Origin of the sequence: Halomarina oriensis (assembly GCF_009791395.1) — an archaeon.
Taxonomy (GTDB): Archaea; Halobacteriota; Halobacteria; order Halobacteriales; family Haloarculaceae; genus Halomarina; species Halomarina oriensis.
The window spans coordinates 143,186-166,167 of sequence record NZ_WSZK01000030.1 but is presented as its reverse complement, the minus strand read 5'-3'; the positions used below and the strand labels follow the sequence as shown (position 1 = coordinate 166,167).

Annotated in this window: 21 protein-coding genes; 14 read left to right on the top strand and 7 right to left on the bottom strand. The window is 66.5% G+C overall.

Annotated elements, in window-relative coordinates; genetic code table 11:
* Nucleotides 1-12 precede the first annotated feature (12 nt).
* Both GQS65_RS17020 and udk read left to right on the top strand, forming a co-directional pair.
* Nucleotides 13-1,245, top strand: coding sequence for an alpha/beta hydrolase family protein (locus GQS65_RS17020; protein WP_158205821.1), 1,233 nt, complete (start codon nt 13-15; stop codon nt 1,243-1,245).
* A gap of 50 nt (nt 1,246-1,295) precedes the next feature.
* The gene (gene udk, locus GQS65_RS17015) at nt 1,296-1,931 is read left to right on the top strand and encodes a uridine kinase (RefSeq protein ID WP_158205820.1); all 636 of its coding nucleotides are present in this window, start codon (nt 1,296-1,298) and stop codon (nt 1,929-1,931) included.
* 10 nt (nt 1,932-1,941) lie between these two features.
* On the opposite strand, the gene GQS65_RS17010 is transcribed toward udk, so the two are convergent.
* Together GQS65_RS17010 and GQS65_RS17005 are read right to left on the bottom strand one after the other, a co-directional pair.
* The gene (locus GQS65_RS17010; protein ID WP_158205819.1) at nt 1,942-2,205 is read right to left on the bottom strand and encodes a hypothetical protein; all 264 of its coding nucleotides are present in this window, start codon (nt 2,203-2,205) and stop codon (nt 1,942-1,944) included.
* A gap of 63 nt (nt 2,206-2,268) precedes the next feature.
* Entirely contained in the window at nt 2,269-4,029 is a 1,761-nt protein-coding gene (locus tag GQS65_RS17005) for an acyl-CoA carboxylase subunit beta (protein ID WP_158205818.1), read from the bottom strand.
* 133 nt (nt 4,030-4,162) lie between these two features.
* On the opposite strand from GQS65_RS17005, the gene GQS65_RS17000 reads away from it, so the two are divergent.
* Both GQS65_RS17000 and GQS65_RS16995 read left to right on the top strand, forming a co-directional pair.
* Nucleotides 4,163-5,329, top strand: coding sequence for an acyl-CoA dehydrogenase family protein (locus tag GQS65_RS17000; protein ID WP_158205817.1), 1,167 nt, complete (start codon nt 4,163-4,165; stop codon nt 5,327-5,329).
* 195 nt (nt 5,330-5,524) lie between these two features.
* A complete protein-coding gene (locus GQS65_RS16995) occupies nt 5,525-5,665 on the top strand; it encodes a hypothetical protein (protein ID WP_158205816.1) in 141 nt (46 codons plus the stop codon).
* A 39-nt stretch (nt 5,666-5,704) separates the two neighbouring features.
* Here the strand turns inward: GQS65_RS16995 and GQS65_RS16990 are convergent, their stop codons facing one another.
* A complete protein-coding gene (locus GQS65_RS16990) occupies nt 5,705-6,130 on the bottom strand; it encodes a hypothetical protein (RefSeq protein ID WP_158205815.1) in 426 nt (141 codons plus the stop codon).
* 55 nt (nt 6,131-6,185) lie between these two features.
* Nucleotides 6,186-7,826: a class I adenylate-forming enzyme family protein gene (locus GQS65_RS16985; RefSeq protein WP_158205814.1), complete on the bottom strand. Its 1,641-nt coding sequence runs from the start codon at nt 7,824-7,826 to the stop codon at nt 6,186-6,188.
* A gap of 136 nt (nt 7,827-7,962) precedes the next feature.
* On the opposite strand from GQS65_RS16985, the gene GQS65_RS16980 reads away from it, so the two are divergent.
* The 3 genes from GQS65_RS16980 (at nt 7,963) to GQS65_RS16970 (ending at nt 9,372) form a co-directional block, all read left to right on the top strand.
* Nucleotides 7,963-8,748 carry an HAD-IIA family hydrolase gene (locus GQS65_RS16980; RefSeq protein WP_158205813.1) on the top strand — a complete coding sequence of 262 codons (786 nt, stop codon included), beginning with the start codon at nt 7,963-7,965 and terminating at the stop codon, nt 8,746-8,748.
* A gap of 48 nt (nt 8,749-8,796) precedes the next feature.
* A complete protein-coding gene (locus tag GQS65_RS16975; RefSeq protein ID WP_158205812.1) occupies nt 8,797-8,958 on the top strand; it encodes a hypothetical protein in 162 nt (53 codons plus the stop codon).
* 162 nt (nt 8,959-9,120) lie between these two features.
* Nucleotides 9,121-9,372 carry an MTH865 family protein gene (locus GQS65_RS16970; protein ID WP_158205811.1) on the top strand — a complete coding sequence of 84 codons (252 nt, stop codon included), beginning with the start codon at nt 9,121-9,123 and terminating at the stop codon, nt 9,370-9,372.
* A gap of 34 nt (nt 9,373-9,406) precedes the next feature.
* Here the strand turns inward: GQS65_RS16970 and GQS65_RS16965 are convergent, their stop codons facing one another.
* Nucleotides 9,407-9,886 carry a metal-dependent hydrolase gene (locus GQS65_RS16965; protein WP_158205810.1) on the bottom strand — a complete coding sequence of 160 codons (480 nt, stop codon included), beginning with the start codon at nt 9,884-9,886 and terminating at the stop codon, nt 9,407-9,409.
* A 66-nt stretch (nt 9,887-9,952) separates the two neighbouring features.
* On the opposite strand from GQS65_RS16965, the gene GQS65_RS21975 reads away from it, so the two are divergent.
* The 4 genes from GQS65_RS21975 (at nt 9,953) to GQS65_RS16950 (ending at nt 15,927) form a co-directional block, all read left to right on the top strand.
* Entirely contained in the window at nt 9,953-10,087 is a 135-nt protein-coding gene (locus GQS65_RS21975) for a hypothetical protein (RefSeq protein WP_267902934.1), read from the top strand.
* 42 nt (nt 10,088-10,129) lie between these two features.
* Complete coding sequence (locus GQS65_RS16960) at nt 10,130-10,717, top strand: peroxidase-related enzyme (RefSeq protein ID WP_158205809.1); 588 nt, start codon at nt 10,130-10,132, stop codon at nt 10,715-10,717.
* 218 nt (nt 10,718-10,935) lie between these two features.
* Complete coding sequence (locus tag GQS65_RS16955) at nt 10,936-15,024, top strand: Eco57I restriction-modification methylase domain-containing protein (protein ID WP_158205808.1); 4,089 nt, start codon at nt 10,936-10,938, stop codon at nt 15,022-15,024.
* 312 nt (nt 15,025-15,336) lie between these two features.
* Nucleotides 15,337-15,927 (top strand): AsnC family transcriptional regulator, encoded by a 591-nt coding sequence (locus tag GQS65_RS16950; protein ID WP_158205807.1) that lies wholly within the window; start codon nt 15,337-15,339, stop codon nt 15,925-15,927.
* A gap of 70 nt (nt 15,928-15,997) precedes the next feature.
* On the opposite strand, the gene GQS65_RS16945 is transcribed toward GQS65_RS16950, so the two are convergent.
* Complete coding sequence (locus GQS65_RS16945) at nt 15,998-16,195, bottom strand: heavy-metal-associated domain-containing protein (RefSeq protein ID WP_158205806.1); 198 nt, start codon at nt 16,193-16,195, stop codon at nt 15,998-16,000.
* Nucleotides 16,196-16,335: 140 nt separating this feature from the next.
* Between GQS65_RS16945 and GQS65_RS16940 the strand changes: the two genes are divergently transcribed.
* On the top strand, nt 16,336-19,011 hold the full coding sequence (locus GQS65_RS16940; protein WP_158205805.1) for a heavy metal translocating P-type ATPase: 2,676 nt from the start codon (nt 16,336-16,338) through the stop codon (nt 19,009-19,011).
* A 65-nt stretch (nt 19,012-19,076) separates the two neighbouring features.
* Here the strand turns inward: GQS65_RS16940 and GQS65_RS16935 are convergent, their stop codons facing one another.
* On the bottom strand, nt 19,077-20,426 hold the full coding sequence (locus GQS65_RS16935; RefSeq protein WP_158205852.1) for an MFS transporter: 1,350 nt from the start codon (nt 20,424-20,426) through the stop codon (nt 19,077-19,079).
* A 217-nt stretch (nt 20,427-20,643) separates the two neighbouring features.
* Between GQS65_RS16935 and GQS65_RS16930 the strand changes: the two genes are divergently transcribed.
* Together GQS65_RS16930 and GQS65_RS16925 are read left to right on the top strand one after the other, a co-directional pair.
* Nucleotides 20,644-21,375, top strand: coding sequence for an ABC transporter ATP-binding protein (locus GQS65_RS16930; RefSeq protein WP_158205804.1), 732 nt, complete (start codon nt 20,644-20,646; stop codon nt 21,373-21,375).
* On the top strand, nt 21,372-22,799 hold the full coding sequence (locus tag GQS65_RS16925; protein ID WP_158205803.1) for a hypothetical protein: 1,428 nt from the start codon (nt 21,372-21,374) through the stop codon (nt 22,797-22,799). The genes GQS65_RS16930 and GQS65_RS16925 overlap by 4 nt, the downstream gene beginning before the upstream one ends.
* The last annotated feature ends 183 nt before the right edge of the window (nt 22,800-22,982 follow it).

The window sequence follows — 22,982 nt, the reverse complement described above, 5'->3', positions numbered from 1 at the left end:
CAACATCTGTCTATGCGTGTTCACTTCTCCTCCAAGGCGTTCGACTACCAGACGCTCCGAGCACTGGCGTACGCGCCGTTCGGTGGGTCGGAAGTCGGCGAAGTACTCACCACCGTCGAGCGCATCACGAACGGTGACACCGACGCGTGGTTCGAGGAGTGGTACCGGACCGCCGCGCTCGTCGAACGCGCCGCCGAGGACGCCCACGACGCGGGCCGGGAGCGGACGGCCGGCCACGCCTACCACCGCGCCCACACCTACTACCGCACCGCCGAGTTCTTCCTGTCGGCCGACGACCACCGGCGCTCGACGGCCTACGGACGCGCCGTCGAGACGTTCCGTTCCGGACTCGACGCGCTCGCTGTCGCCGCCGACCGCCTCTCGATACCCTACGAGGACACCCGCCTGCCGGGCTACCTGTTCACCTCGCCGGACCACGACGGGCCGCGACCGACCGTCGTCTGTCTCGGCGGGTTCGACTCGCTCGGCGAGGAACTCTACTTCCTCTGTGGCGTCCCCGAGGCGCTGGCGCGTGGCTACACCGTCGTCGTCTTCGAAGGGCCGGGGCAGGGCGCACCGCTCCGCGAGCAGGGGTTGACCGCCCGTCCCGACTGGGAACACGTCGTCGGGCCGGTGCTCGACGAGACAGCGGAACGACCCGAAGTCGACGCCGACCGTATCGCGCTGGTGGGGGTCAGTTTCGGTGGCTACTACGCGCCGCGAGCGGCGGCGTTCGACGACCGCGTCGCCGCCTGTATCGCGTTCGACCACATGCACGACCTCTGGCGGGCGGCGGCGGTCGACGCCCCGCGACTGTCGAGAGCGATGCTGTACGCACCGGACTCGCTGGTGAACGGACTCGCACGTCTGGGCGAGCGGGTCAGCGTCGACTCGCGGTGGCTGATGGACAACTCCCGGTGGGTGTTCGGTATCGAGACGGCCGCCGACCTCCAGCGGACGCTCCGGGAGTACTCGCTGACCGACGAGGCGCGACGTATCGACTGCCCGACGCTCGTGTTGGCGGGCGAGGACGACCACTTCGTCCCCGTCGAACTCGCCGACGAGTTCGTCGCGCTGGTCGGGACGACGGCCTCTCGACGCGTCTTCAGGGGAGAGGAAGGGGCGGCCGAACACTGTCAGGTCGGCAACCTCACGCTGGCGACCGACACCATCTACGACTGGCTGGACGAGACGCTGGCCGCTCCCGAACGTCCGGACAGCGTGGAGAACGTTCGCCGTCGGTGACAGCGACGGACTCCGAGCGATTCAAGCGTTCTGACCTGTAGGTCACGATAATGACCCAGCCGTCGTTCGTCATCGGCATCGCAGGGGGCACGGGTGCCGGGAAGACCGCCGTGGCGCGCGAGGTGAAAGAGGCCGTCGGCGAGGCCGTGACGCGTCTCCCGCTGGACAACTACTACCGCGACCTCTCGCACCTCCCGATGGCCGAACGCGAGGAGGTCAACTACGACCACCCCTCGGCGTTCGAGTGGGACCTGCTCGCCGAGCACGTCTCGGCGCTGATGCGGGGCGAAGCCATCGAGATGCCGCAGTACGACTTCTCGGCACACAACCGCGACCCCGAGACGGTCACCGTCGAGCCGTCGGCGGTCATCGTCGTCGAGGGGATCCTCTCGCTCTACGAGTCGGAACTGCGAGAGTTGATGGACCTCTGTGTCTACGTCCAGACGGACGCCGACGTGCGTATCCTCCGACGCATCCAGCGCGACGTCATCGAACGCGGCCGTGAACTGGAGGGCGTGATGGACCAGTATCTCGGGACGGTGAAACCGATGCACGAGCAGTTCATCGAACCGACGAAGAAACACGCCGACATCATCATCCCCGAAGGGCTGAACCGCTCGGCGGTCGACCTGCTCATCAAGAAGATACACGCGGAGATGCGCGAACAGGAGAGCGCACTGGTCTGAGTCCGACGGTTCAGAACCGGTCGTCACCGGTCATCCGTTCGACGGCACCGACGAACCGGTAGAGGAGGTAGACGGTGTAGGCCGCCAGTCCGAACCACGCCAGGTCCCAGACGAGGCCGAACCAGACGGCGAGACCCAGCCCCGAACGCGGGCCGCTCAGGAACAGCACCGAGTAGAGCAGCGCCAACACGAGGAAGACGACGAGACCACGGACGAGATAGCTCGACCACTGGTGTGAACGAAGGTACAACTGTCGTGGCGTGTCGGGGGACATGCGTTCGACCAGCGACGGCGCGACGATAACCGTTCCGGACGGGGGAAACAGTCCGAACCTCGGTCAGAACAGTACGGTCCCGTGGTGGCGGTCACGTTCGACCCGGCGCTTGTTCCGGAACGTCCGCAGACGCTGGGTCAACTGCTCTCGCAGGTCACCCGCCGCGAGGAGTTCGTCCACCTGCATCGTCGACGCCTGCGCACGGACGTCGACGAACTCCTGGAACTCCGCCTTCGCGCTCTCGACGAACTGCGCGCGGGACTCGTCGTCCATCTCTTCCAGTTGCCCGCCGAACAGCGCGTGGACGGCGGCGTCCGGACCCATCACCGAGATTTCGGCGGAAGGGAGCGCGAGCGTCGCGTCCGGGCCGAACGACGGGCCACACATCGCGTAGATGCCCGCGCCGTACGCCTTGCGCGTGACGACGCAGAACTTCGGCACCTGCGCGTTCGAGGTGGCGTAGATGAACTTCCGACCGCGCTGGAGGATGCCCTCGCGTTCGACCGCAGAGCCGACCATGAACCCCGGCGTGTCACAGAGGTAGACGAGGGGGATGCCGAAGGCGTCGCAGATCCAGACGAACTCCGCGCCCTTCTCGGCACTGTCGGGGAAGATGGCCCCCGAGACGTGGGTCGGCTGGTTGGCGACGATACCGACGGGAGAGCCGTCGATGCGACCGTACCCCGTCACGAGTTCCGGCGCGAACCGGGGTTTGAGTTCGAACCACGAGTCGCGGTCGACGAGGCGGTCGATGACCTCGTGGACGTCGTAGGCCCTGTTCGGCTCCTCGGGGATGACCGAATCCAGTCCCTTCGGGTTCGCGGCGGGCGGTTTCGGGGTGCGAGTGGGGAGGTCGGCGTCGAACGTCTGTGGGAGATACCCCAGCAGGTCGCGGACCGCGTCGGCGGCGGCGTCCTCGTCGGGCACGACGAGGTCCGCACTGCCCGACTGCGTGGCGTGGACGTCCGGGCCGCCCAGTTCCTGCATCGTCACCGACTCGCCGGTCATCGCCTCGACGATTCGGGGGGAGGCGATGGCCATCCCCGAGATTTCCTCGACCATCACCAGGTAGTCACAGAACACCGGTGTGTAGGCGCTCCCGGCGATGTCCGGGCCGTACAGCACGCCGATTTGGGGAACCTGTCCCGAGTGGATACACTGGTTGTAGAACATCCGGCCGCCGCGATAGCGGTCCATGTGGCTCCCGCCCTCCTCGCGTTCGCTGGCGTCGAGTCGTGCGCCGGTCGAGTCGATGAGGCGCAGGATGGGCGCACCGGCTTCGACGGCGCGTTCGGCGAGGCGAATCTCCTTCTCGACGCCCATCTGTCCGAGCGACCCGGCCTTGACCGTGTAGTCGTTGGCCGCGAAGAACACCTCCCGACCGTGGATGCGTCCCACCCCGGTCAGCAGACCGTCGGCGGGGAACGCCAGTTCGTCCGAGTCGCCCGCGTTGAACCTGGCGAACGTGCCGTCCTCGTAGGCCACCTCGTCGAAGATGCGGTCGATGCGCTCGCGGACGAACAGTTTGCCGAGCGCGTCTATCTTCTCGTGGCCGCGTTCGGGACCACCCGAGAGGACGCGTTCGACGTCCTCGCGCAGGCGGTCCTCGCGGTCGGTGACGACGTGGTCTGCGTCCCACTCCCGTTCGCCCGCCTCGGCCACCGGGCCGTCGTCGGCGACGAGTTCGACGGGTCTGCCGAGGTGCTCCGCGAGGGCGGTGGCGAGGACGCGAGCGGTCTCCTCGTCGGTGTCGCCACGGACGGTTATCTTCACGTGGTCCACCCCCGGGCCGGTCGCTCGCCCCGTCGGAGAGCGGTCGAGCATGGTGTCTTGGAGGACGGCTGTCGTGTCATGGTCGGTCACGTCGCTCGGGTGGCAAATAGCTATGGGGGACGCCCCCGCGGACCGTGGGTCGTGTCACCACAACCGTCAAGACTGCGTGGCTCGGCGAACGTGTATGGCGAGCGACAACGACGACCTCCACGGACTCATCCGCGAGTCGGTGCGGGGCATCGCGAGCGACTTCGACCGGGACTACTGGCGCGAGCACGTCGACGAGAAGGAGTTCCCGGAGGCGTACTGGCAGGCACTCGCCGACGACGGCTGGCTGGGCGTCGCCATCCCCGAGGAGTACGGCGGCGAGGGGATGGGGATGGAGGAGATGACCATCATCATCGAGGAGCTCTCGCGTGGCGGGGGGCAGGGCGGCATCGTGTTCGTCCTGACGCCCGTGTTCGGTGGCATCGGCATCACTCGTCACGGCACCGAGGAGCAGAAAGAACACTACCTCCCGAAGATAGCGAACGGCGACATGCGCTTCTGTATGGGCCTGACCGAGGCCCACGCGGGCACGAACACGCTCAACATCGAGACGCGCGCCGAGAAGGAGGGCGAGGAGTTCGTCGTCTCGGGCCAGAAGATGTGGATTTCGGGCGTCGAGAACGCCGACACGATGTTGCTCATCGCCCGCACCAGCGAGTTCGACCGGTCGAACCCGACGCACGGCGTCTCGATGTTCCTCGTCGACGACCCCGCAGAACGGGAGGCCATCTCGCTGTCGACGGTGGACGTCGCCCTGCCGTGGTTCGAGAAGCAGTACCAGGTCGACATCGACGGCCTGCGCGTCCACGAAGACGACATCCTCGGCGAGGAGGACGGCGGCCTCTACATGCTCTGGGACACGCTCAACACCGAACGTATCGCCGGAGCGGCGTCCTCGCTCGGTGGGGGTCTCAGAGCGGTCGACCTGGCAGTGGACTACGCCTGTGACCGCGAGGTGTTCGGGCAACCCATCGGTGCCCACCAGGCTATCCAGCACCCGTTGGCCGACTCCTACGCGAAACTGCTGGCCTCCCGCGAGATACTCTACAAGGCCGCCCGACTGTGGGACGACGGCGAGGACTGCGGGATGGAGGCGAACGCGGCGAAACTCCTCACGAGCGAGTTCGGTACCGAAGCGGCCGACCGGGCCATCCAGACCCACGGCGGCAACGGCTTCACCCGCGAGTACGAGGTGTACGACATCTGGCAGAACATGCGCCTGACGCAGGTCGCTCCCGTCACCAACCAGATGGCGAAGAACTTCATCGCGGAACACCACCTCGGCCTCCCACGAAGCTACTGAGCGCCGTGTGAACGGGGGCCGTGAACTACCGTCTCATTCTCTTCCGTTTACGACCGTTCGTCCAGCCGACGGGTCGGACACGTGATGATACCGCGGGAACGACCATCCAGAACCGTAAACACATTAGACGATACCGTGCCAAGAGAGGTCATGTCAGCGTACGCTTATTAGGCTCCGGTCGAAACGTCAACCCGTATGCCCGAAACCATCGCTCCCGAACCCGACGACGCGGCCGAATCGGACCTCGAAGCGGACGCCGAGGCGGCCGAGACGACGGACGAGGACGAAGAAGGGGAGTTCTTCATCCCCGCGCCCGGCGGCCTGCGCGGACTGTAAGTAGTCGACCGATTGTTCTACCGCGTCGACGCTCCCCGTTCAGCCAGCCGTGCGGTCGTAGACGACGTAGGCCGCCGGAACGAGGTACGACGCGACGAGCGAGACGGAACCGGGAACTCCGCCCGCGAGAGCCGCGAGGACGGCGACGAGCAACGAGACGCCGACCTGTACGACCAGGAACACGCCGAGCGGTCGTCCCCCGAAGCCACGCCAGACGTGGACGACGCCGGCGAGGACGGGGAGTCCGAACGCGACCCACGGTCGGAGCGACTCCCACAGTGTCGGCGGAGCCTCGGCGACCCCTCGGTTCGTCGCAGGTTCGAGGGCGCTCGCAGCGCCCGATGAGGGAAAGAGGAGCGTCGCCAACAGCGGCCCCAGCACCATCAGGTAGCCGAACGCGGCGAGGCCGGCCAGTCCGAACAGGCGCAGCCAACGATAGACCGGGTCGTCGGTGGAAGAGGGCACAGTCCACGGTTCGCGGCGGTGGACGAAAAGGTTCGCTCGCGGATCGGTCCGGTCGCTACAGTTCCTCGCTCGGCGAGAGCGGGCCGTCGAGGTGCTCGTCGGCCTCCTCCTCCAGTTTGTAGCGCTGGACCTTCTGGGTCGCGCTGCGGGGGAGGTCGTCGACGAAGAACACCCGTCGCGGGTGAGCGTAGGTGGCGAGGTGGTCGAGCGTGAACCGCCGGAGGTCCTCCTCGGAGACGTCCTCGCCCTCCTCCAGCACGACGAACGCGACGGGCGCTTCGCCCTTCATCTCGTGGGGGACGCCGACGACGGCCGCCTCCGCGACGGCGGGGTGTTCGTACAGCGCGTTCTCCACCTCTGCCGGGTAGATGTTCTCCCCACCGGCGATGATCATGTCGTCGGCGCGGTCGACGATCCAGAAGTAGCCGTCGCGGTCGACGCGCGCGACGTCCTCGGTGTAGAACCAGCCGTCGTCGTCGAACACCTGCTCGGTCTTCTCGGGGCGGTTGTAGTAGCCCTCGAAGACGTTCGGGCCGCGAATCGCTATCTCGCCCGTCACCGAGTCGTGGTCCTCGAAGTCGATGTCGGGGTTCGGATGCGGCGAGAGGTCGTCGGGCGCGACGACGGTCTCGCGGGTCTCGGGGTCGGTGATCTTCAGTTCGACGTTGTAGACCGGTGGGCCGACACAGCCGGCGGGCTTGCGGACGCCACGCGAGGGTTCGACGGTTCCGGCGGGGGCCGTCTCGGTCATCCCCCACCCCTCGACCATCGGGACGTCCCACGCCTCCTCGATGGTCCGGCGGGTCTCGTCAGCGAGGGGTGCGGCCGCGCAGGTCACGTCCTCCAGCGACGAGAGGTCGTACTGGTCGGGGGTCTGGCGGTACTCCCGGAACATCATCGTGTACATCGCGGGGACGCCCGCGAACTTCGTGATGCCCTCCTCCTCGATGGCCTGCAGCATCGGGACCGGTTCGGGACTCGGCTGGAGGAACATCGTCGTCCCCGAGTAGATGCCCGTCCCCATCAGCGCGTTGAGCGCGTAGATGTGGAACAGCGGGAGGACGAGCAGGAACGAGTCCTCGGGGTCGATGGCGAGGCCGCCCTTGTCGTAGGCCTCGATGGTCGTCAGCAGGTTCTCGTGGGTGAGCAGCACCCCCTTCGGCCGTCCGGTCGTCCCCGAGGTGTAGGGCTGACAGGCCACGTCGTCGTAGGCGCGCTCGGGTCGGTCGAGGTCCGACGAGGCGTCGGCGATGGCGGCGTCGAGGTCCTGCACGCCTTCTCCGCCGCCCGCGACGAACGTGTGTTCGACTTCGGCGGCCGCCGCGAGCCGTCCCACCTGGTCGCCGATGAGCTGCGACCCCAGCAGGTGGTCCGCGCCGGCGTCGTTCAGGACGAACACGAGCGTCTCGGGGTCCATCCGGAGGTTCAGCGGCGTCGGGACGCCGCCGGCCTTGATGGCTCCGAAGTAGGCGACGGGGAACTCGTTGGTGTTCGGAATCATCACGCCGACCCGGTCGCCCGGTTCGAGCCCCGCGTCGAGCAGGACGTTCGCCACGCGGTTCGAGCGGTCGTCGAGCGCCGCGAACGAGAGGTCGTCGGCGTAGAAGTTGAACGCCGTCTTCTCGCCGTAGCGGTGGGCGGCCATCGCCGGCAGGTCACCCAGATGTCGCAGGGGTTCACCCCGAAAGAGTTCCATGGTATCGTTTGACGCTGTTCGTGTGCTCACATAAACGTTCACTCCGTTGGCAACAGTTTGGACGGCAGCGGTACCACCGTTCGACACCGGCGACGAGCATCGCCGTCGTTATTCACGCGCCGGTGATAGCGACAGTATGGACGTGCGCGGTGCGGTCGTCGACCTGGACGGGACGGTGTACCGGGGTGACACGCTGGTCGAGGGGGCGCGAGCGGGTATCGACGCGCTCCGCGACCACGGCGTCGACCCACTGTTCGTGACGAACAACCCGACGCGCTCGCCAGCGGCGTACGCACGTCGCCTCGGTGAGATGGGCCTCGACGTCTCCGCAGACCGGGTGCTCTCGGCCGGGTCGGTGACCGCCCAGTTCCTCGCGGAACGCCACCCGAACGACGAGACGTTCGTCGTCGGCAGCGACGGCCTCCGCGAGCAGTTGCGGGCGGTGGGTGTCTCACTGACCGACGACCCTCACGCCGCGACGGTGCTCGTCACCTCCCACACCTACGGCTTCGACTACGAGGCGCTGACCGAGGGGTACTGGGCGCTGGCGTCGGCCGAGACGTTCGTCGGGACCGATCCCGACCTGACCTACCCCGGTGGCGACGGCCGGAACCGTCCGGGGTCGGGAGCCATCACGAGAGCGGTGGGTGCCGTCGCGGACCGGGACCCGGACCACGAGTTCGGCAAGCCCTCCCCGGAGACGCTCGCGGCGATTCGAGAGCGACTCGACTGCGACCCGGCCCACTGCCTCGTCGTCGGCGACCGACTGGACACCGACGTGGCGCTCGGGGAACGTGGCGGGATGCAGACCGCGCTGGTACTCTCGGGCAGCACGACCCGCAGCACGTTCGAGGCGGGCGACGACGGCCCGACACCCGACGTCGTACTCGACCACCTCGGGGACCTCCGGACCGTCCTGTGAGTCACTGTCTGACATAGCTTTTTATACGAGCGCGTGTTCCCTTCTGGCATGAGGAATCCGGATAGTCCGTACCTCTTCGGTGAGGTCGAAGACGAGGAAGAGGAGGAGGAAGAACTGATCGAGACGCCCGACGTGAGCCGCGAGACCGTCATCGTCGACGGTGCGGCGATGAGCTACAGGGGGTACCAGCGCCAACTGGGTGAGGAGTGAGCGACCGACCACCACCCGGGAGGACCGACCCACGACCGTCTCACGTCGACGGCGGCCGAGCGACCGCTGACGACGGCACCACCCCGTCCGATAAACTCTCTGCTGGGGGTCTGCGGTTCCATACGGTTTTTTGTGTGTAACGGTGTTCAGTGACGGTGTCACATGGCAGACAAAGACGAACTCCGACAGCAGATGATCGACGCGTTCGAAGGTGCCGACTACCCGATCAACTCCCCGATGGACCTCGTCCCGGCGCTCCCGAACGGCCCGGCGACGAAGTTCGAGTCCGGCGACTTCTCGATGACCGCGATGGAGCTCAACACGAAGCTCGGTGGCGGCGACTTCCCGTACGAGTCGGCCGAGGCGTTCGTCGACGACATCATGGACCAGCTCGAAGAGCAGGGCCACGTCTGAGTCCGCGCGACCACACCGAATCCGACCGCATTTTTCACCGGAGGAGGACGGCCAGCGCCGTCAGGACCGTTCCGAGTCCGAGCAGTCCCCAGTTGGCCAGCGCGTCGTTCGCTCTGACGAGACGGAGCGAGAACCGTCGCCTCGACAGCGGCCAGAACAGCGGGACGCCCGAGGGCGTCAGCGCGTCGGCCAGCAGATGCGTTCCGATGCCGAACACGCCGGTGAACGCCGCGAACGGGACGAGCCACGGCGCGTCGAGCGACGACGGCGCGACGTCCGACAGCAGGGTCGCCACACCCGCCAGCACCGCGCCGACACCGAGGGCGAACAGGAGCGTGTGCGTCGGCCCGCGGTGGGAGACCAGCGGGAGGCGCAGGTCGACGTCCGGGAACCGGGCGAGTGCGAGCACGCCGATGCCGCCCGCGAGCGCGAGGCCCGGCCGTGTCTCCAGCAGAAACCACCCGACCGGCGCGTAACAGACCAGCGCCGCACCCCAGTGTCCCGTCTTGAGCATGGCAGCGCTCACGGCGCGACCCGTATCAACGACCCGTTTTATCCTGTGGCCGCCCGACGAGTCGGTATGCAGTCGTCGCTCACGTCGCTGCTCGACCTGTACGGCGTGTTCCTCATCCCCGTGGCCGTGTTCGTCGCCGGAGTCGTCGGCTACGGCGTCCTCTACGTGTCGAGCAGACGGGGCTGGCTGGAGTGGCCGTGAGTCGAACGTAGACCTTTCGTGGTCGCCGTTCGACTCCACCCTATGGACGACCAGTCCGACCCGGCGATGGGGAACTTCCCCGTCCCCGACCACGCCGACCTGCCCGAGGACCTCCAAGAGCGCATCGAAGAAGAGACCGAGCGTGCCGGCTTCACGCCCAACGTCTTCTCGGCGATGGCGTACAAGCCCAGTCACTTCCGCGCGTTCTTCGAGTACCACGACGCCCTCGTCGAGGACACCGCACTCGAACGCGAGGAGATAGAGATGCTCGTCGTCACCATCTCGGGGGTCAACGACTGCCTCTACTGCGTCGTCGCCCACGGCGCACTCGTCCGCATCTACGCGAAAGACCCACAGTTGGCCGACCAACTGGCGACGAACCACCGCGCGGCGAGCCTCAACCCCACCCACCGCGCGATGCTCGACTTCGCCGTGACGCTCACCGAGTCGCCCGGCCGTATCGACGAGACGGACCTCGAAACCCTGCGCCAGCACGGCTTCTCCGACGAGGCTATCTGGGACATCACGAGCGTCGTCGCGTACTACAACCTCTCGAACCGACTGGCCGTCGTCGCCGACATGCGACCCAACGAGGAGTTCTACACCCTCGGCCGGGAGCCACGCGAGTAACCCGAAACTCCCCGCTTCGGTCGGTGGCGTGCGTCCGACGAGTCGAACGGGAGACGCTCTCGCTACCGCGCCGAGCGGACCGCCCGCGACTGGGCGCTCCGTGCGGTCGCGTCCTCGGTCGTGGTGGTGCCGGTCGTGAGCGCGTGACTCGTCGGTGGTGTGAGTGACGGCAAGTCCACACATTCTTTACAGCGGCAACCACCCGTCTACCAACGGACATGAGTCAGGCGACGCTCCCCCCGACCCCGTATCTCAACTCCAGTCTCTTCTCGGGCTACTATCTCGACGAACGGGTCGCGGACCTCGACGCGTGGGACTGCGACGAGGAGGCGACGGCAGCCTTCGAGACGCTCGTCGAACTGTGGAACGAGGAGTCGGGTCTCGTCGGGACGTACAAGGAGGACGAACTGCTCGACTCCTGGATCGACGAGGTGCTCTCGGTTCTCGGGTTCGACACGCTCTCGGAGTCCACGATTCCCGAGGGGACCGGCTACACGGACCGCCTGCTGTACGACTCCGCCGAACGCCGCCGCGACGCCGTCGGAAAGGACCAGTCCGAGAACGTGGACGCGAAGTTCGGACTCGCCTCGGCGGTGTTGGAAGCGAAACAGTGGGACACCGACTTCACGAAGAAGTTCGACGAACAGCGGTCGTACCGTGACGCTTCACACCAGATCAAGTACTACCTCGAACGGACGCCCGAACGCCTCAGATGGGGCGTCCTCACCGACGGTCGGAAGTGGCGGCTGTACGGAACGAAAGACTACGAGACACAGACGTACTACGAAATCGACCTGCCGGAACTCCTCGAATCGGGCAGCGTCGAGCGGTTCAAGTACTTCTACGTGTTCTTCCGGGCGGCGGCGTTCCACGAGACGGCCGAGACGTGCTTTCTCGACCGGGTCTGGAACGAGAGCGAGACCGCCGCACAGGAACTCGGCGAGGACCTGCAGGACAACGTCTTCACTGCACTCCGAGTGCTCGGTGAAGGGTTCGTCGAGGAGAACGACCTCGACATCGGCCCGGAGGACGAAGCCGCGCGTGACGAACTGAAAGAGCAGTCGCTGGTGTTGCTCTACCGGTTGATGTTCGTCCTGTACGCGGAGTCCCGTGGGCTGATTCACCCGGACGACCCGGACGCCGAGAGTGAGTACCAGGAACACTTCAGTATCGAGCAGCTTCGGAGCGAGATTCACGACACTATCGAGGGAGGAGACTCGTTCGAGGACTACAGCGAGCACTCCACGTCGATGTGGAGTCGGCTTCAGGACCTGTTCCGCCTCGTCGACGAGGGTGAGGACGCACTCGGTATCCCGCCGTACAACGGTGGCCTGTTCGACGCGGAGCGCCACGCGTTCCTCGCCGAGCACCAGGTCGCCGACCGCTACATCGCGGAGGTCATCTACCGTCTCGGAACGACCGAGGCCGACGATGGGTCGTTCGTCCTCGCGGACTACGCCGACCTCGACACGCGACACCTCGGGACCATCTACGAGGGACTGCTCGAACACGAGTTCCGCATCGCGGGCGAAGAGTACGCCGCAGTGGCCGACGACGGCGGACAGGTGTGGAAGCCAGCCACCGACGTGAGCGTCGCCGACGCCGTCGAGACGGTCGAACCGGGCGAACTGTACGTCGTCAACGACGACGGCGAGCGGAAGGCGACGGGCGCGTACTACACCCCCGACTACGTCGTGACGTATATCGTCGAGGAGACGGTCGGTCCCCTGCTCGACGACATCGACGAGGAACTCCGTGCGGAGGGTCTCGAACCCAGCGACGGGGCGTACTTCGGCAAGTTCTGGAGTGCGGTGCTGGACCTGAAGATCCTCGACCCGGCGATGGGGAGCGGCCACTTCCTCACGCGGGCGACGGGCTACCTCACCGAGCGGGTGATGAGCGTCGTCCGCGAACACGAGATTCAGGGCCGCGACGAACAGGACCTGCGCCGTCGCATCGCCCGCGAGTGCATCTACGGCGTGGACCTCAACGGCATGGCCGTCGAGTTGGCGAAACTCTCGATGTGGCTGGAGACGCTCGCCACCGACCAACCGCTCGCCTTCCTCGACCACCACCTCAAAACCGGCAACTCGCTGGTCGGGTCGGACGTGACCGAGGTGCTCTCCGAGGACGAGGCGGACGACGGCGGGCAACTGACGCTGTTCGAGGCCCACGCTCGGGTCCGACAGCGCACGCTCGAACACGTCATGGACCTGATGGAGGAACTCCTCGCTATCGACAACGAGACGTACGCCGACGTGAAGTCGATGGAGGACCTGTACGAGCGCATCCGCGAGGACCCGCTCTACCAGCGCCTGTTCGAGTTGGCCTCGGTCCACACCGCCGAACAGTTCGGCGTCGACGTCCCCGATGGCTCCTACGAACGCATGGCCGACGCTATCGAGGACGAAGCGGGATGGGCCGAGATTCGTTCCGAAACGTGGTTCACGACGGCGCAGTCCGTGAGTGAGGACGAGTCGTTCTTCCACTGGGAACTGGAGTTCCCCGAAGTGTTCTTCGGGGAGGGTGGGACCAAGCGGGAGGATGCTGGGTTCGACGCTGTTGTTGGGAACCCGCCGTACGTCTCAAACTGGAACCTGACAGAAGAGAGCCCAGAATTAGTCAATGTCGTTAACAAACTATATCCAGAAGTTGCTGTAGGTCACTGGGACCTATTCGTCCCTTTCTCTTATCGAGCGATTACGTTACTAAAAGAGCGAGGGAGACACTCGTACGTTACATCAAATTCGATAGGGTCTGAAAAGTATGGGCGGAAAATTAGGGAGGAAATTATTGAGCGAACTAATCTTGAGAAGTTAGTTAGGTTTTCTTCAAATAATGTATTTACTGGTGTCAACCGGATGGTCCTTATATATGTGCTTGAGAGATCGCGTAACGAACAATCAGAGGTAGATATCGTTAAATCAGCTTCGGAGAAATTCTCTACCGAAGGCCGACTGAAGCAGAGCCACTTTTCAGAGTTCGAAGATTACGCGTGGCGGGTTGATATTAGTGAGTCTGATTTCAAACTCCGTGAGAAGGTGGAGAGTATATCGGTACAATTGGGTTCACTTTGCTGGGTAAATCCAGGAGTAGTTGCCCACAGCGCAGAAGATAGCCCTCTCGATTTCAAGAAAGACGATGTGCTGACCGACAACCCATCCGAGAGCGCTAAAAAGTACGTTTCGGGACAGGATGTAAAACGCCATCACGTCAATTGGAGCGGAAAATACATTGAGTATGACCAATATGCAGAACACTTTCACCGCCCAAAATCGCCCGTTTTATTCGAATCTGAAAAAATTATGTTCAGTGACGTCAGCGGGAAGAATAACCGAATCAAGAGTGCATTTGATGATTCTGGCTATTTCTCAAACCATACCGTAAATCACGCTACGAAGTGGACCGATGACACTGAAGCGTTCAAATCATCATTTGATTATGACAAACATGAGAGTGCTGGCTCCTTTAATTTGAGATTCGTATCCGGAGTAGTCGGGTCTTCTCTCCTCGCCTACTACTTCTCAAATTTCCTCGCGACGAAAACACTTCAGAGTAGCCGGACAAGAATGCATCCCAACGATATACGAAAATTACCAGTAATTGACATAACAAAAGACGATGGCAGGGATGGGGAGAAGTCCGAGCACGCGGCAGAAATATCTCGGCTCACAAAATCGATTACACAGTCGCATGGAGAGAAGCGCAAACTCAACACCAACCTCCTCGACCATCTCGGCAACTACTCCGACGGTCACACCCTCGCCGAAATCGGTCTGACCCAACCCCCGGAGAACGCGGCCGAGTCCATCCTCCAGCAGACCACGGAACAACACCCCAACCTCCGAATCGGGGAGGCGACGGTCGAACGCTCCTCCGAGAACACGGTCGAGATTCGACTCACCGCCCGCTACAAACCGGACGACGACTCGCTCGAAACCGACCGCTGGGGCTACACCGAAACGGCCCCGCTCCCGGCACTCCGAATCACGGACCTGAGCGAGACGGAGGCGGACCTCGTCGAGGCGTTCGTCCCCGTCGCGGTGGACGAGGCGGGTGGGTTCGCGGGCTTCCGCGAGACGGCGACGAAGACGAACTCGCTGGTCGACCGTCTCCAGAAACTCACGCTCCCGGCCGTCGCGGACGTGGCGCAGGGCTTGCAGAACTACACCGAGACGGTCGAACGTGCCGAAGAACTGGAGGCGAAAATCGAGCGCACGGACGCGCTCATCGACGACATCGTCTACGAGTTGTACGGTCTGACGGACGAGGAAATCGAGATCGTCGAGGAGTCGGTCGGGGAGTAAGCGGTCCGGTGCGGTACTGTCGCAGTGCCGTCGCAGTGCCGTCGCAGTGCCGTCGCAGTGCCGTCGCGGTCCAGTGCGGTGTCGTCGCGGTGCGGTCGCACTCGGCCGTCGTACCGCGAGTGACCGCAGTGAGCGAGCGGCCTTTTTCGTCCGGGGTTTCGAGGGGCGGTGATACGTAGCGCGACCCGACGCGGCCAGTGGTGAGGGTCTGTGGCCCCGTGCGGTACGGCGGTCTGACGACCGGGACCGTGCTTTCGATACTAAACTCCACTCGCCACAACACTGTTGTATCGAAACTCCGTACCGAAGCCTATGCCAGACCTCGACGACATCGACCGGACCATCCTGCGCCTGCTGGTCGAGGACGGCCGGCGGCCGTACAGCGACATCGCCGAGGCGGTCGACCTCTCGCCCCCGGCGGTCTCCGACCGCATCGCACGCCTCCGGGAGTGGGGTATCGTCCGGCGGTTCACCGCCGACGTGGACCGCTCGAAGCTCCGTGACGGCGTCTCGGTACTCGTCACGCTGGACCTCGAACCGAACGCCGTCGAGACGACGCGAGCGGCGCTCGTCGCCGACGAGGCGGTCGAACACGTCTTCACCACCGCGGCGGGGTCCCTCGTCGCCACGCTGCGCGTCCCGAGCGGCGACGTGCGGACGTTCCTCGCCGAGACGGTCGAGTTCGGCGCGATACGGTCGCTCGACGTGTCGCTGCTCACGGCCACGTCGTGGTCGCCGGGTATCGGCGCGGCGGAGTTCGCCCCGGAGTGTGCGGAGTGTGGGAACACCGTCACCGCCGAAGGCGAGACGCTAGCGCTCGACGACGACACGTACCACTTCTGTTGCTCGTCGTGTGCCGGCCGGTTCGAGAACCGCTACGACGACCTGAAGTCCGGCGTGTAGTCGCCTCCGGCGACGGAGACGACGCCGGACCGGTTCGACGGGGAGACCACCGCTGCCGGGAGACGTGGCTTCAGGCGCTCGCGTCGTAGCCCGCGCCCTCGACGGCGGCGACCAGTTCGTCGGTGTCGGCGTCGCCCTCGACGGTAGCCGTCTCGTCGTCGGTGTCCGCGCTCGCCGACTCGACGCCGTCGACGGCTTCGAGCGCCTCGACGACGCTCTGCTCGCAGTGGCCACAGCTCATACCGGTGACGGTGAGTGTCTTCGTCATGGAGACACGTTGCCCGCCACCGAACTTGTATCTTCTCACTCTGAATCCCGATTACGGTTCAGAATAGAAAGTTCAGAACCGTCTCGAACGTCGATGTCGAAGGCACAAGGCGGTTGAACCTACACCGAGTATCTCTACACATGAGCCACAGGACGGAACGCCTCGCAATCACCGGCATGAGCTGTGCGAACTGCTCGGGGACGGTGACCGAGGCGCTCGAATCACTGCCGGGAGTGCGTGAGGCGAACGTCAACTTCGCCACCGACGAGGGTACCGTCGAGTACGACCCCGACGTCACGCCGCTGGCGGCCATCTACGACGCCATCGACGAGGCGGGGTACAGCGCCGTCGACGACACCGCCCGCATCACCGTGACGGACATGTCGTGTGCGAACTGCTCGCAGACCGTGACGGAGGCGCTGCTCGACACGCCGGGGGTCGTCTCGGCGGACGTCAACTTCGCCACCGACGAGGGGCGAGTGCGGTTCAACCCCGAGGAGGCGACCCGGTCGGACCTCTACGACGCCGTCGAACGGGCGGGCTACTCGCCGGTCCGTGACGACGGCGAGGACGCCGACGCGGGGGACACGGAGAGCCGTGCCGACACCGCCCGCCGCGAGGAGGTCCGCCACCAGCGCAACCTCGTGCTGTTCGGGGCGGCGCTCTCGCTGCCGCTGCTGGGGACGATGGTTCTCGAACTGTTCGCGCCGGGGGTCCTGCCCGAGACGGTTCCGGGGACCGACCTCCAGTTCGGCTGGGTCGCGTTCGCGCTGGCGACGCCCGTCCAGGTCCTGCTCGGCCGTGAGTTCTACGTCAACTCCTACAACGCGGTGGTGAAAAACCGCACCGCGAACATGGACGTCCTCATCGCGCTCGGGTCCTCGACGGCCTATCTCTACTCCGTCGCCGCGCTCGCGGGCCTCATCGCGCAGGCGGGCCTCTACTTCGACACCGCCGCGTTCATCCTCGTGTTCATCACGCTCGGCAACTACCTCGAAGCCCGCTCGAAGAGCCAGGCCGGCGCGGCGCTCAAACGCCTGCTCGAACTCGAAGCCGACACCGCGACTGTGGTGGACTACTCGGAAGCGTCGGGAGCAAGCGACGACGGCGAGGCCGACCGAAGCGAGGGCTCGAACCGAACGGGGGGTGGAACGATCCGTGAGGAACGCGAAATCCCGCTCGACGAGGTACAGGAAGGGGACTACCTGAAGGTCCGCCCCGGCGAGCAGGTGCCGACCGACGCCGAGGTGGTGCAGGGCGACTCGGCCGTCGACGAGTCGATGGTCACCGGCGAGTCCGTCCCCGTCGAGAAGTCGCCGGGCGACGAGGTGGTCGGCGCGACGGTCAACCAGAACGGCGTGCTCGTCGTCCGCGCGACGAAGGTCGGGGCCGACACCGCGCTCCAGCAGATCGTCGAGCAGGTCCGCGAGGCACAGTCCCGCCAGCCGGAGATTCAGCGCGTCGCCGACCGCATCAGCGCGTACTTCGTCCCGGCGGTCATCGTCAACGCGCTCCTCTGGGCGACGGTCTGGTACCTGTTCCCCGAGACGCTCGCCGGGGTCGTCGGGTCGCTCCCGCTGTGGGGACTGGTCGGTGGGGGTCCGGCCGCTGCGGCCGCCGGCGCTGGCGGCGTCTCGGCGTTCGAGTTCTCGGTCGTCGTCTTCGCCAGCGCGGTGCTCATCGCCTGCCCCTGTGCCCTCGGACTGGCGACGCCCGCCGCGACGATGGTCGGGACGACCATCGGCGCACAGAACGGCGTGCTGTTCAAGGGTGGCGACGTGCTCGAACGCGTCCGCGACGTCGACACCGTCGTCTTCGACAAGACGGGCACGTTGACCGAGGGCGAGATGGAACTGACCGACGTGGTCGCGGTCGGTCCACGGGCCGACGGCGGTTCGCAACTGGAGCGAGCGGACGACCTGGACGAGGACGGCGTCCTCCGCCTCGCCGCGAGCGCCGAACGCGACAGCGAACACCCGCTCGCACGGGCCATCGTCGACGGGGCCGAGGAGCGTGGCATCGACCTCGTCTCGCCCGACTCGTTCGAGAACGTCCCCGGCCACGGCGTCCGTGCGACCGTCGAGGGCCGCCAAGTGCTCGTCGGAAACCGGAGACTGCTCGCCGACCACGACGTCGACGTCGGGCCCGCCGAGGACGTCGCAGAGCGCCTCGAATCGGAGGGGAAGACGGCGATGTTCCTCGCTGTGGACGGTGCGGTGACTGGCGTCCTCGCCGACGCCGACACGGTCAAGGAGACGTCGAAAGAGGCAGTCACGGCCCTCCGCGAACGCGGAACCGACGTCTGGCTCGTCACCGGCGACAACGAGCGGACCGCCCGTGCCGTCGCCGAACAGGTCGGTATCGACGCCGAGCACGTCCGAGCGGAGGTGCTCCCCGAGGACAAGTCCGAGGCCGTCGAGTCGATTCAGACGGACGGCCGGAGCGTGATGATGGTCGGCGACGGCGTCAACGACGCGCCGGCGCTGGCCACCGCGTACGTCGGCGTCGCCATCGGGTCCGGGACGGACGTGGCCATCGAGGCCGCCGACGTGACGCTGATGCGTGACGACCCGACGGACGTGGTCCGGGCCATCCGCATCTCCGAGGGGACGCTCTCGAAGATCAAGCAGAACCTGTTCTGGGCGCTGGGCTACAACACGGCGATGATTCCGCTGGCCTCGCTCGGCCTGCTCCAGCCGGTACTCGCCGCGGGTGCGATGGCGCTCTCCAGCGTCAGCGTCCTGACCAACAGCCTGCTGTTCCGCAGCTACGACCCGGACGAGGACTACCGCCTCTTCGGGTTCCTGCGACGCTGAGCCGAGAAGCCGACTCGACCGACTCCGTCCGCTCTTCGATTCCTCTTTCGTCCTCCTTCCGTCCGTTACCGACCGCCGGTGGTCGGCCCCTCGCCCGCGTCCGTGGTACCGTCGCGTACGCTCTCGCCGCCCCCACCGCCGAGCACGTCGCCGTCCAGTCGACGGAGCAGGACCAGCACGGGGACGAACAGCAGGCCGGCGACGACGAACGGGACCCAGAACGCGATACCGGCGTACAGCGCCCCCGCCAGCGCGGGGCCGACCGTTCGAGCGAGACTCCCCGCGCTCTGGGTGAGGCCGAAGGCCCCACCCTGCGTCTCGTCGCTCGCCGACCGGGAGACCAGCGCGTTGAGCGAGACGTTCGTCAGCGCGTTGCCGAACGCCAGCGGCGTGGCGACGAGCGCCAGCGCGAGCGACGCGCCGGTCTGCCACGGCTCGAGGCCGGCGACGGCGACGAGTTCGAAGCGTCGCCCCCACGCGGCGGCGAACGGGACGAGGCCGAGCGTCAGGACCTGGACGCCCGCGCCCACGACGGCGAGTCGGTACTCGCCGAAGCGGTCGGTGAGCGGTCCGACGAGTCCACCCTGGACGACGGCGACGACGACGCCGAAGTAGGTGAGCAGGAGGGCGTTCTCCGCCGTCCCGAACGTCAGCAGGTCGTTCGTCAGGAATATGAACTGGCTCTCGAACGCCGAGAAGGCGAACGAGGCGACGAAGAAGGAGACGACCAGCGTCCCGAGGGCGGGCGTCCGCAGCGCCCCCACGAGCGCAGCGACGCGCGACTCCTCGCTCCCGGCCGACCGCGTCCGGTTCGGTTCGGGCAGGACGACGGCGGCGACGGCGAGGTTGCCGGCGGTCAGCGCCGCGGCGACGAGACTCGGGAGCGTGAACTCGGTGATGGGTATCCACGGGACGACGCCTCCCACGACGTCGAGGGCGGGGCCGCTGGCCGCGAGGCCGCCGATGGCGGGACCGAAGACGAACCCCAGGCCGAACGCCGCACCGAGCAGGCCGAGGCCGCGTGCACGGTCCTCGGGTGGCGTGATGTCCGCGATGTAGGCCTGTGCGGTGGCGATGTTGCCGCCCATCGCTCCCGCGAGGGCACGGGCGAGAAACAGGACGACGAGGCCGTTGGCCGCGCCGACGAGCGACCCGAGTTCGCCCGCGAGGCCGAACAGCGTCCACGCGAGCGTGCTCCCGAACAGCGAGACGAGGATGACCGGGCGACGGCCACGCTCGTCGGAGAGGCGGCCGAGCACGGGGGCGAAGACGAACTGGAACAGCGAGTAGACGGCGATGAGGAGACTGCCGACGAACTCGTTCGCACCGAACGAGAGCGCGTACAGCGGGATGACGGGGATGAGGATGCCGAAGCCCAGCAGGTCGACGAAGACGACGAGAAAGAGCGTCGCCAGCGCCCGACCACGGTCGACGTCGGCGTTCGGGTCGCCCGTCTCTGCCGACGGGGCGTCACTCGACCCGCTCACGAGGACCGCCCTCGGGCAGACAGTCGGTTCATTGACGTACTCAGCGACGCGGGTGGGATAGCACTGCCGGTGGGGGGTGTGCGCCCCGCACCGCGTGGGCCACTGCGTTGCAAAGGTTCAACACGTCACAGTCGATGACCGACACATGGACGAGAACGAATCGGCCGTCGTGCTGGAGCGCGTCGGCAAGCGCTACGGGGATGTGGTCGCACTCGACGGTCTCTCGCTGTCGGTCGGCCGCGGCGAACTGTTCGGCTTCCTCGGTGCGAACGGCGCGGGAAAGACGACGACGATCAAACTGCTGACGGGCCAGCGCGTCCCCGACGAGGGGTCGGTGTCGGTGCTCGGACGCGACCCGAGCGTGGACCCCGTCGAGACGCGTCGACACCTCGGTATCCTGCCCGAACGCGAGGACCCGCCGAGTTTCGTGACCCCACGCGAGTACTTCGGGTTCGTCGGTCGGGTCCGAGACATCGACTCCGAGATGCTGGCGGCGCGAGTCGACGGCTGGACCCGACGGTTCGCCTTCCGTGAGCAACTCGATACGCTGTGTACGGACCTCTCACGGGGGCAGCGCCAGAAGGTGATGATAGCGGCGTCGTTCCTCCACGAACCGGACCTCGTGTTCATCGACGAACCGCTGGCGAACTTAGACCCCATCATGCAGGAACGGCTGAAGGAGTTCCTCGTCGCCTACACCCGCGAGGAGAACACGGTCTTCCTCTCGACGCATCACATCGACGTGGCCGAGGAGATCTGCACGCGTGTCGGCGTCCTCCGTGACGGCCACCTCGTCGAGGACCGGCGCCTCGGCGATTCGGCCGCCGGGGACGACGCGCTCCTCGACGTGTTCCTCGACGAGGTGGACGCGCCGTGAGCGAGTACCCCTCCGTCGGCCTGTTGCGGGCGCTGTTCCGCGAGGAGTGGCGACTCCACAGCGACCTGTTCGGCGGCGCACGGTTCGCGGCGTTCCCGCTGTTCGTCACCGTCCTGGCGACGGGAGCGCTGTACGGTCTCCAGACGGTCGGGACGCCGCTCGTCGACGCACTGGCCGGCCTGCACGCCCTCGTGTTCGTCTTCGGCCTCCAGACCGGGGCGGTGGCGTTCGTCAGTTCGGACGCGCTCGACAGCCTGCTCGGGGACGTGACGCTCCTGCTGTCGTCGTCTCGGACGCTGCCGGTCTCCGAGCGACGCATCTACGCGCTGTTCCTCGTGAAAGACGCGCTCTACTACTCGGTGCTCTTCCTCGCCCCGCTCGCCGTGGCGGTGGCGGCCGTCGGGACGCTCGTGGGGTCGTCGACGCTCTTCTGGCGGTCGCCGCTGCTGTTCGGGTCGCTGTCGGCGACGTTCTCGCTCGGCCTGGCGACGACGCTCGTCGCCATCGGTCTCTCGCGTCGAGGCGTCCAGGGGCGAGTGACGCTGGCGCTCGGCGTCGGGAGCCTCGCCGCCGCGTTCTGGCAGGGGTTCCCGCTGGTCGCGTACTCGCCGTACGGCGTCTTCGCCGACCCGGCTCTGGGTCGGGGCGTCGTCGCCCTCGGCGGCGTGCTCGTCGCGGCCGTCCTCGGCTGGTGGCTGTTCGACCCCGACCACGAACGCCGCGCACGGACGAGCACCGACCGCTTCGAGACGCTCGCGGTACGGTTCGACGACCCGCTGGCCGCCCGTTCGCTCGTCGAACTGCACCGCTCTGGCGGCGGCGTCGGGAAGGTCGTCGTCTCGACGGCCATCGTCGCGGGGGTCGCCGTGGCCCTGCTCGAACTCGTGAGTCGGGTCGTCGGCGACCCGCCGGCCCCGTCCGTCGCGCTCGGTGCCATCCTCGCCCTGACGGCGTTCACGACGTACAACTGGCTGACGCAGTTCGACTCGCTGGAGGAGTACCGGACGCTGCCGCTGTCGGTCCCGGACGTGTTCCGGGCGAAGGCGCTGGCGTTCGCGCTGTTGCTTCCCGTCGGTGGTCTCGGCTATCTCGTGACGGCGCTCTCCGCCGGTGGGTCGCCGACGGGCCTGCTCGTCGGTGGCGTGCTGTTCGTCGGCGTCTCGGTGTACCTGTTCGGACTGACGGTGTTGCTCGCCGGCGTCGAACCGAACGAGTTCCTCTTCGACACGGTGCTGTTCGCGGCGTTCACGCTGGCCGTCGTGGTCGCCCTCGTCCCGGTGTTAGTCGCCGGTCTCGTCCTGCCGTTGACGCCGACGCTCGCCGTCGGTATCGGTGTCGAGGCGCTGGTGCTGGCCACGGTCGGTGTCCTCGCGCTTCGACGGGCCGGGCCGCGCTGGGAGGCGCGACTGCTCGGTGGCGCGTGAGCGCGTACCTCGGGAACCGGGACCGGGGGCGGCCTCGGGGAGGGCTGAGCGGTGTCGTTCGCTACTCGTCGTACATCGGGCCGACGTCCGGGAGGCCGGAACGCTGGCGGGCGAGCGATCGGAGGGTCCGTTGCATCTCGCCGTAGTCGGGCATTCGGGGAGTGGACGCCGGACTCATCGTGC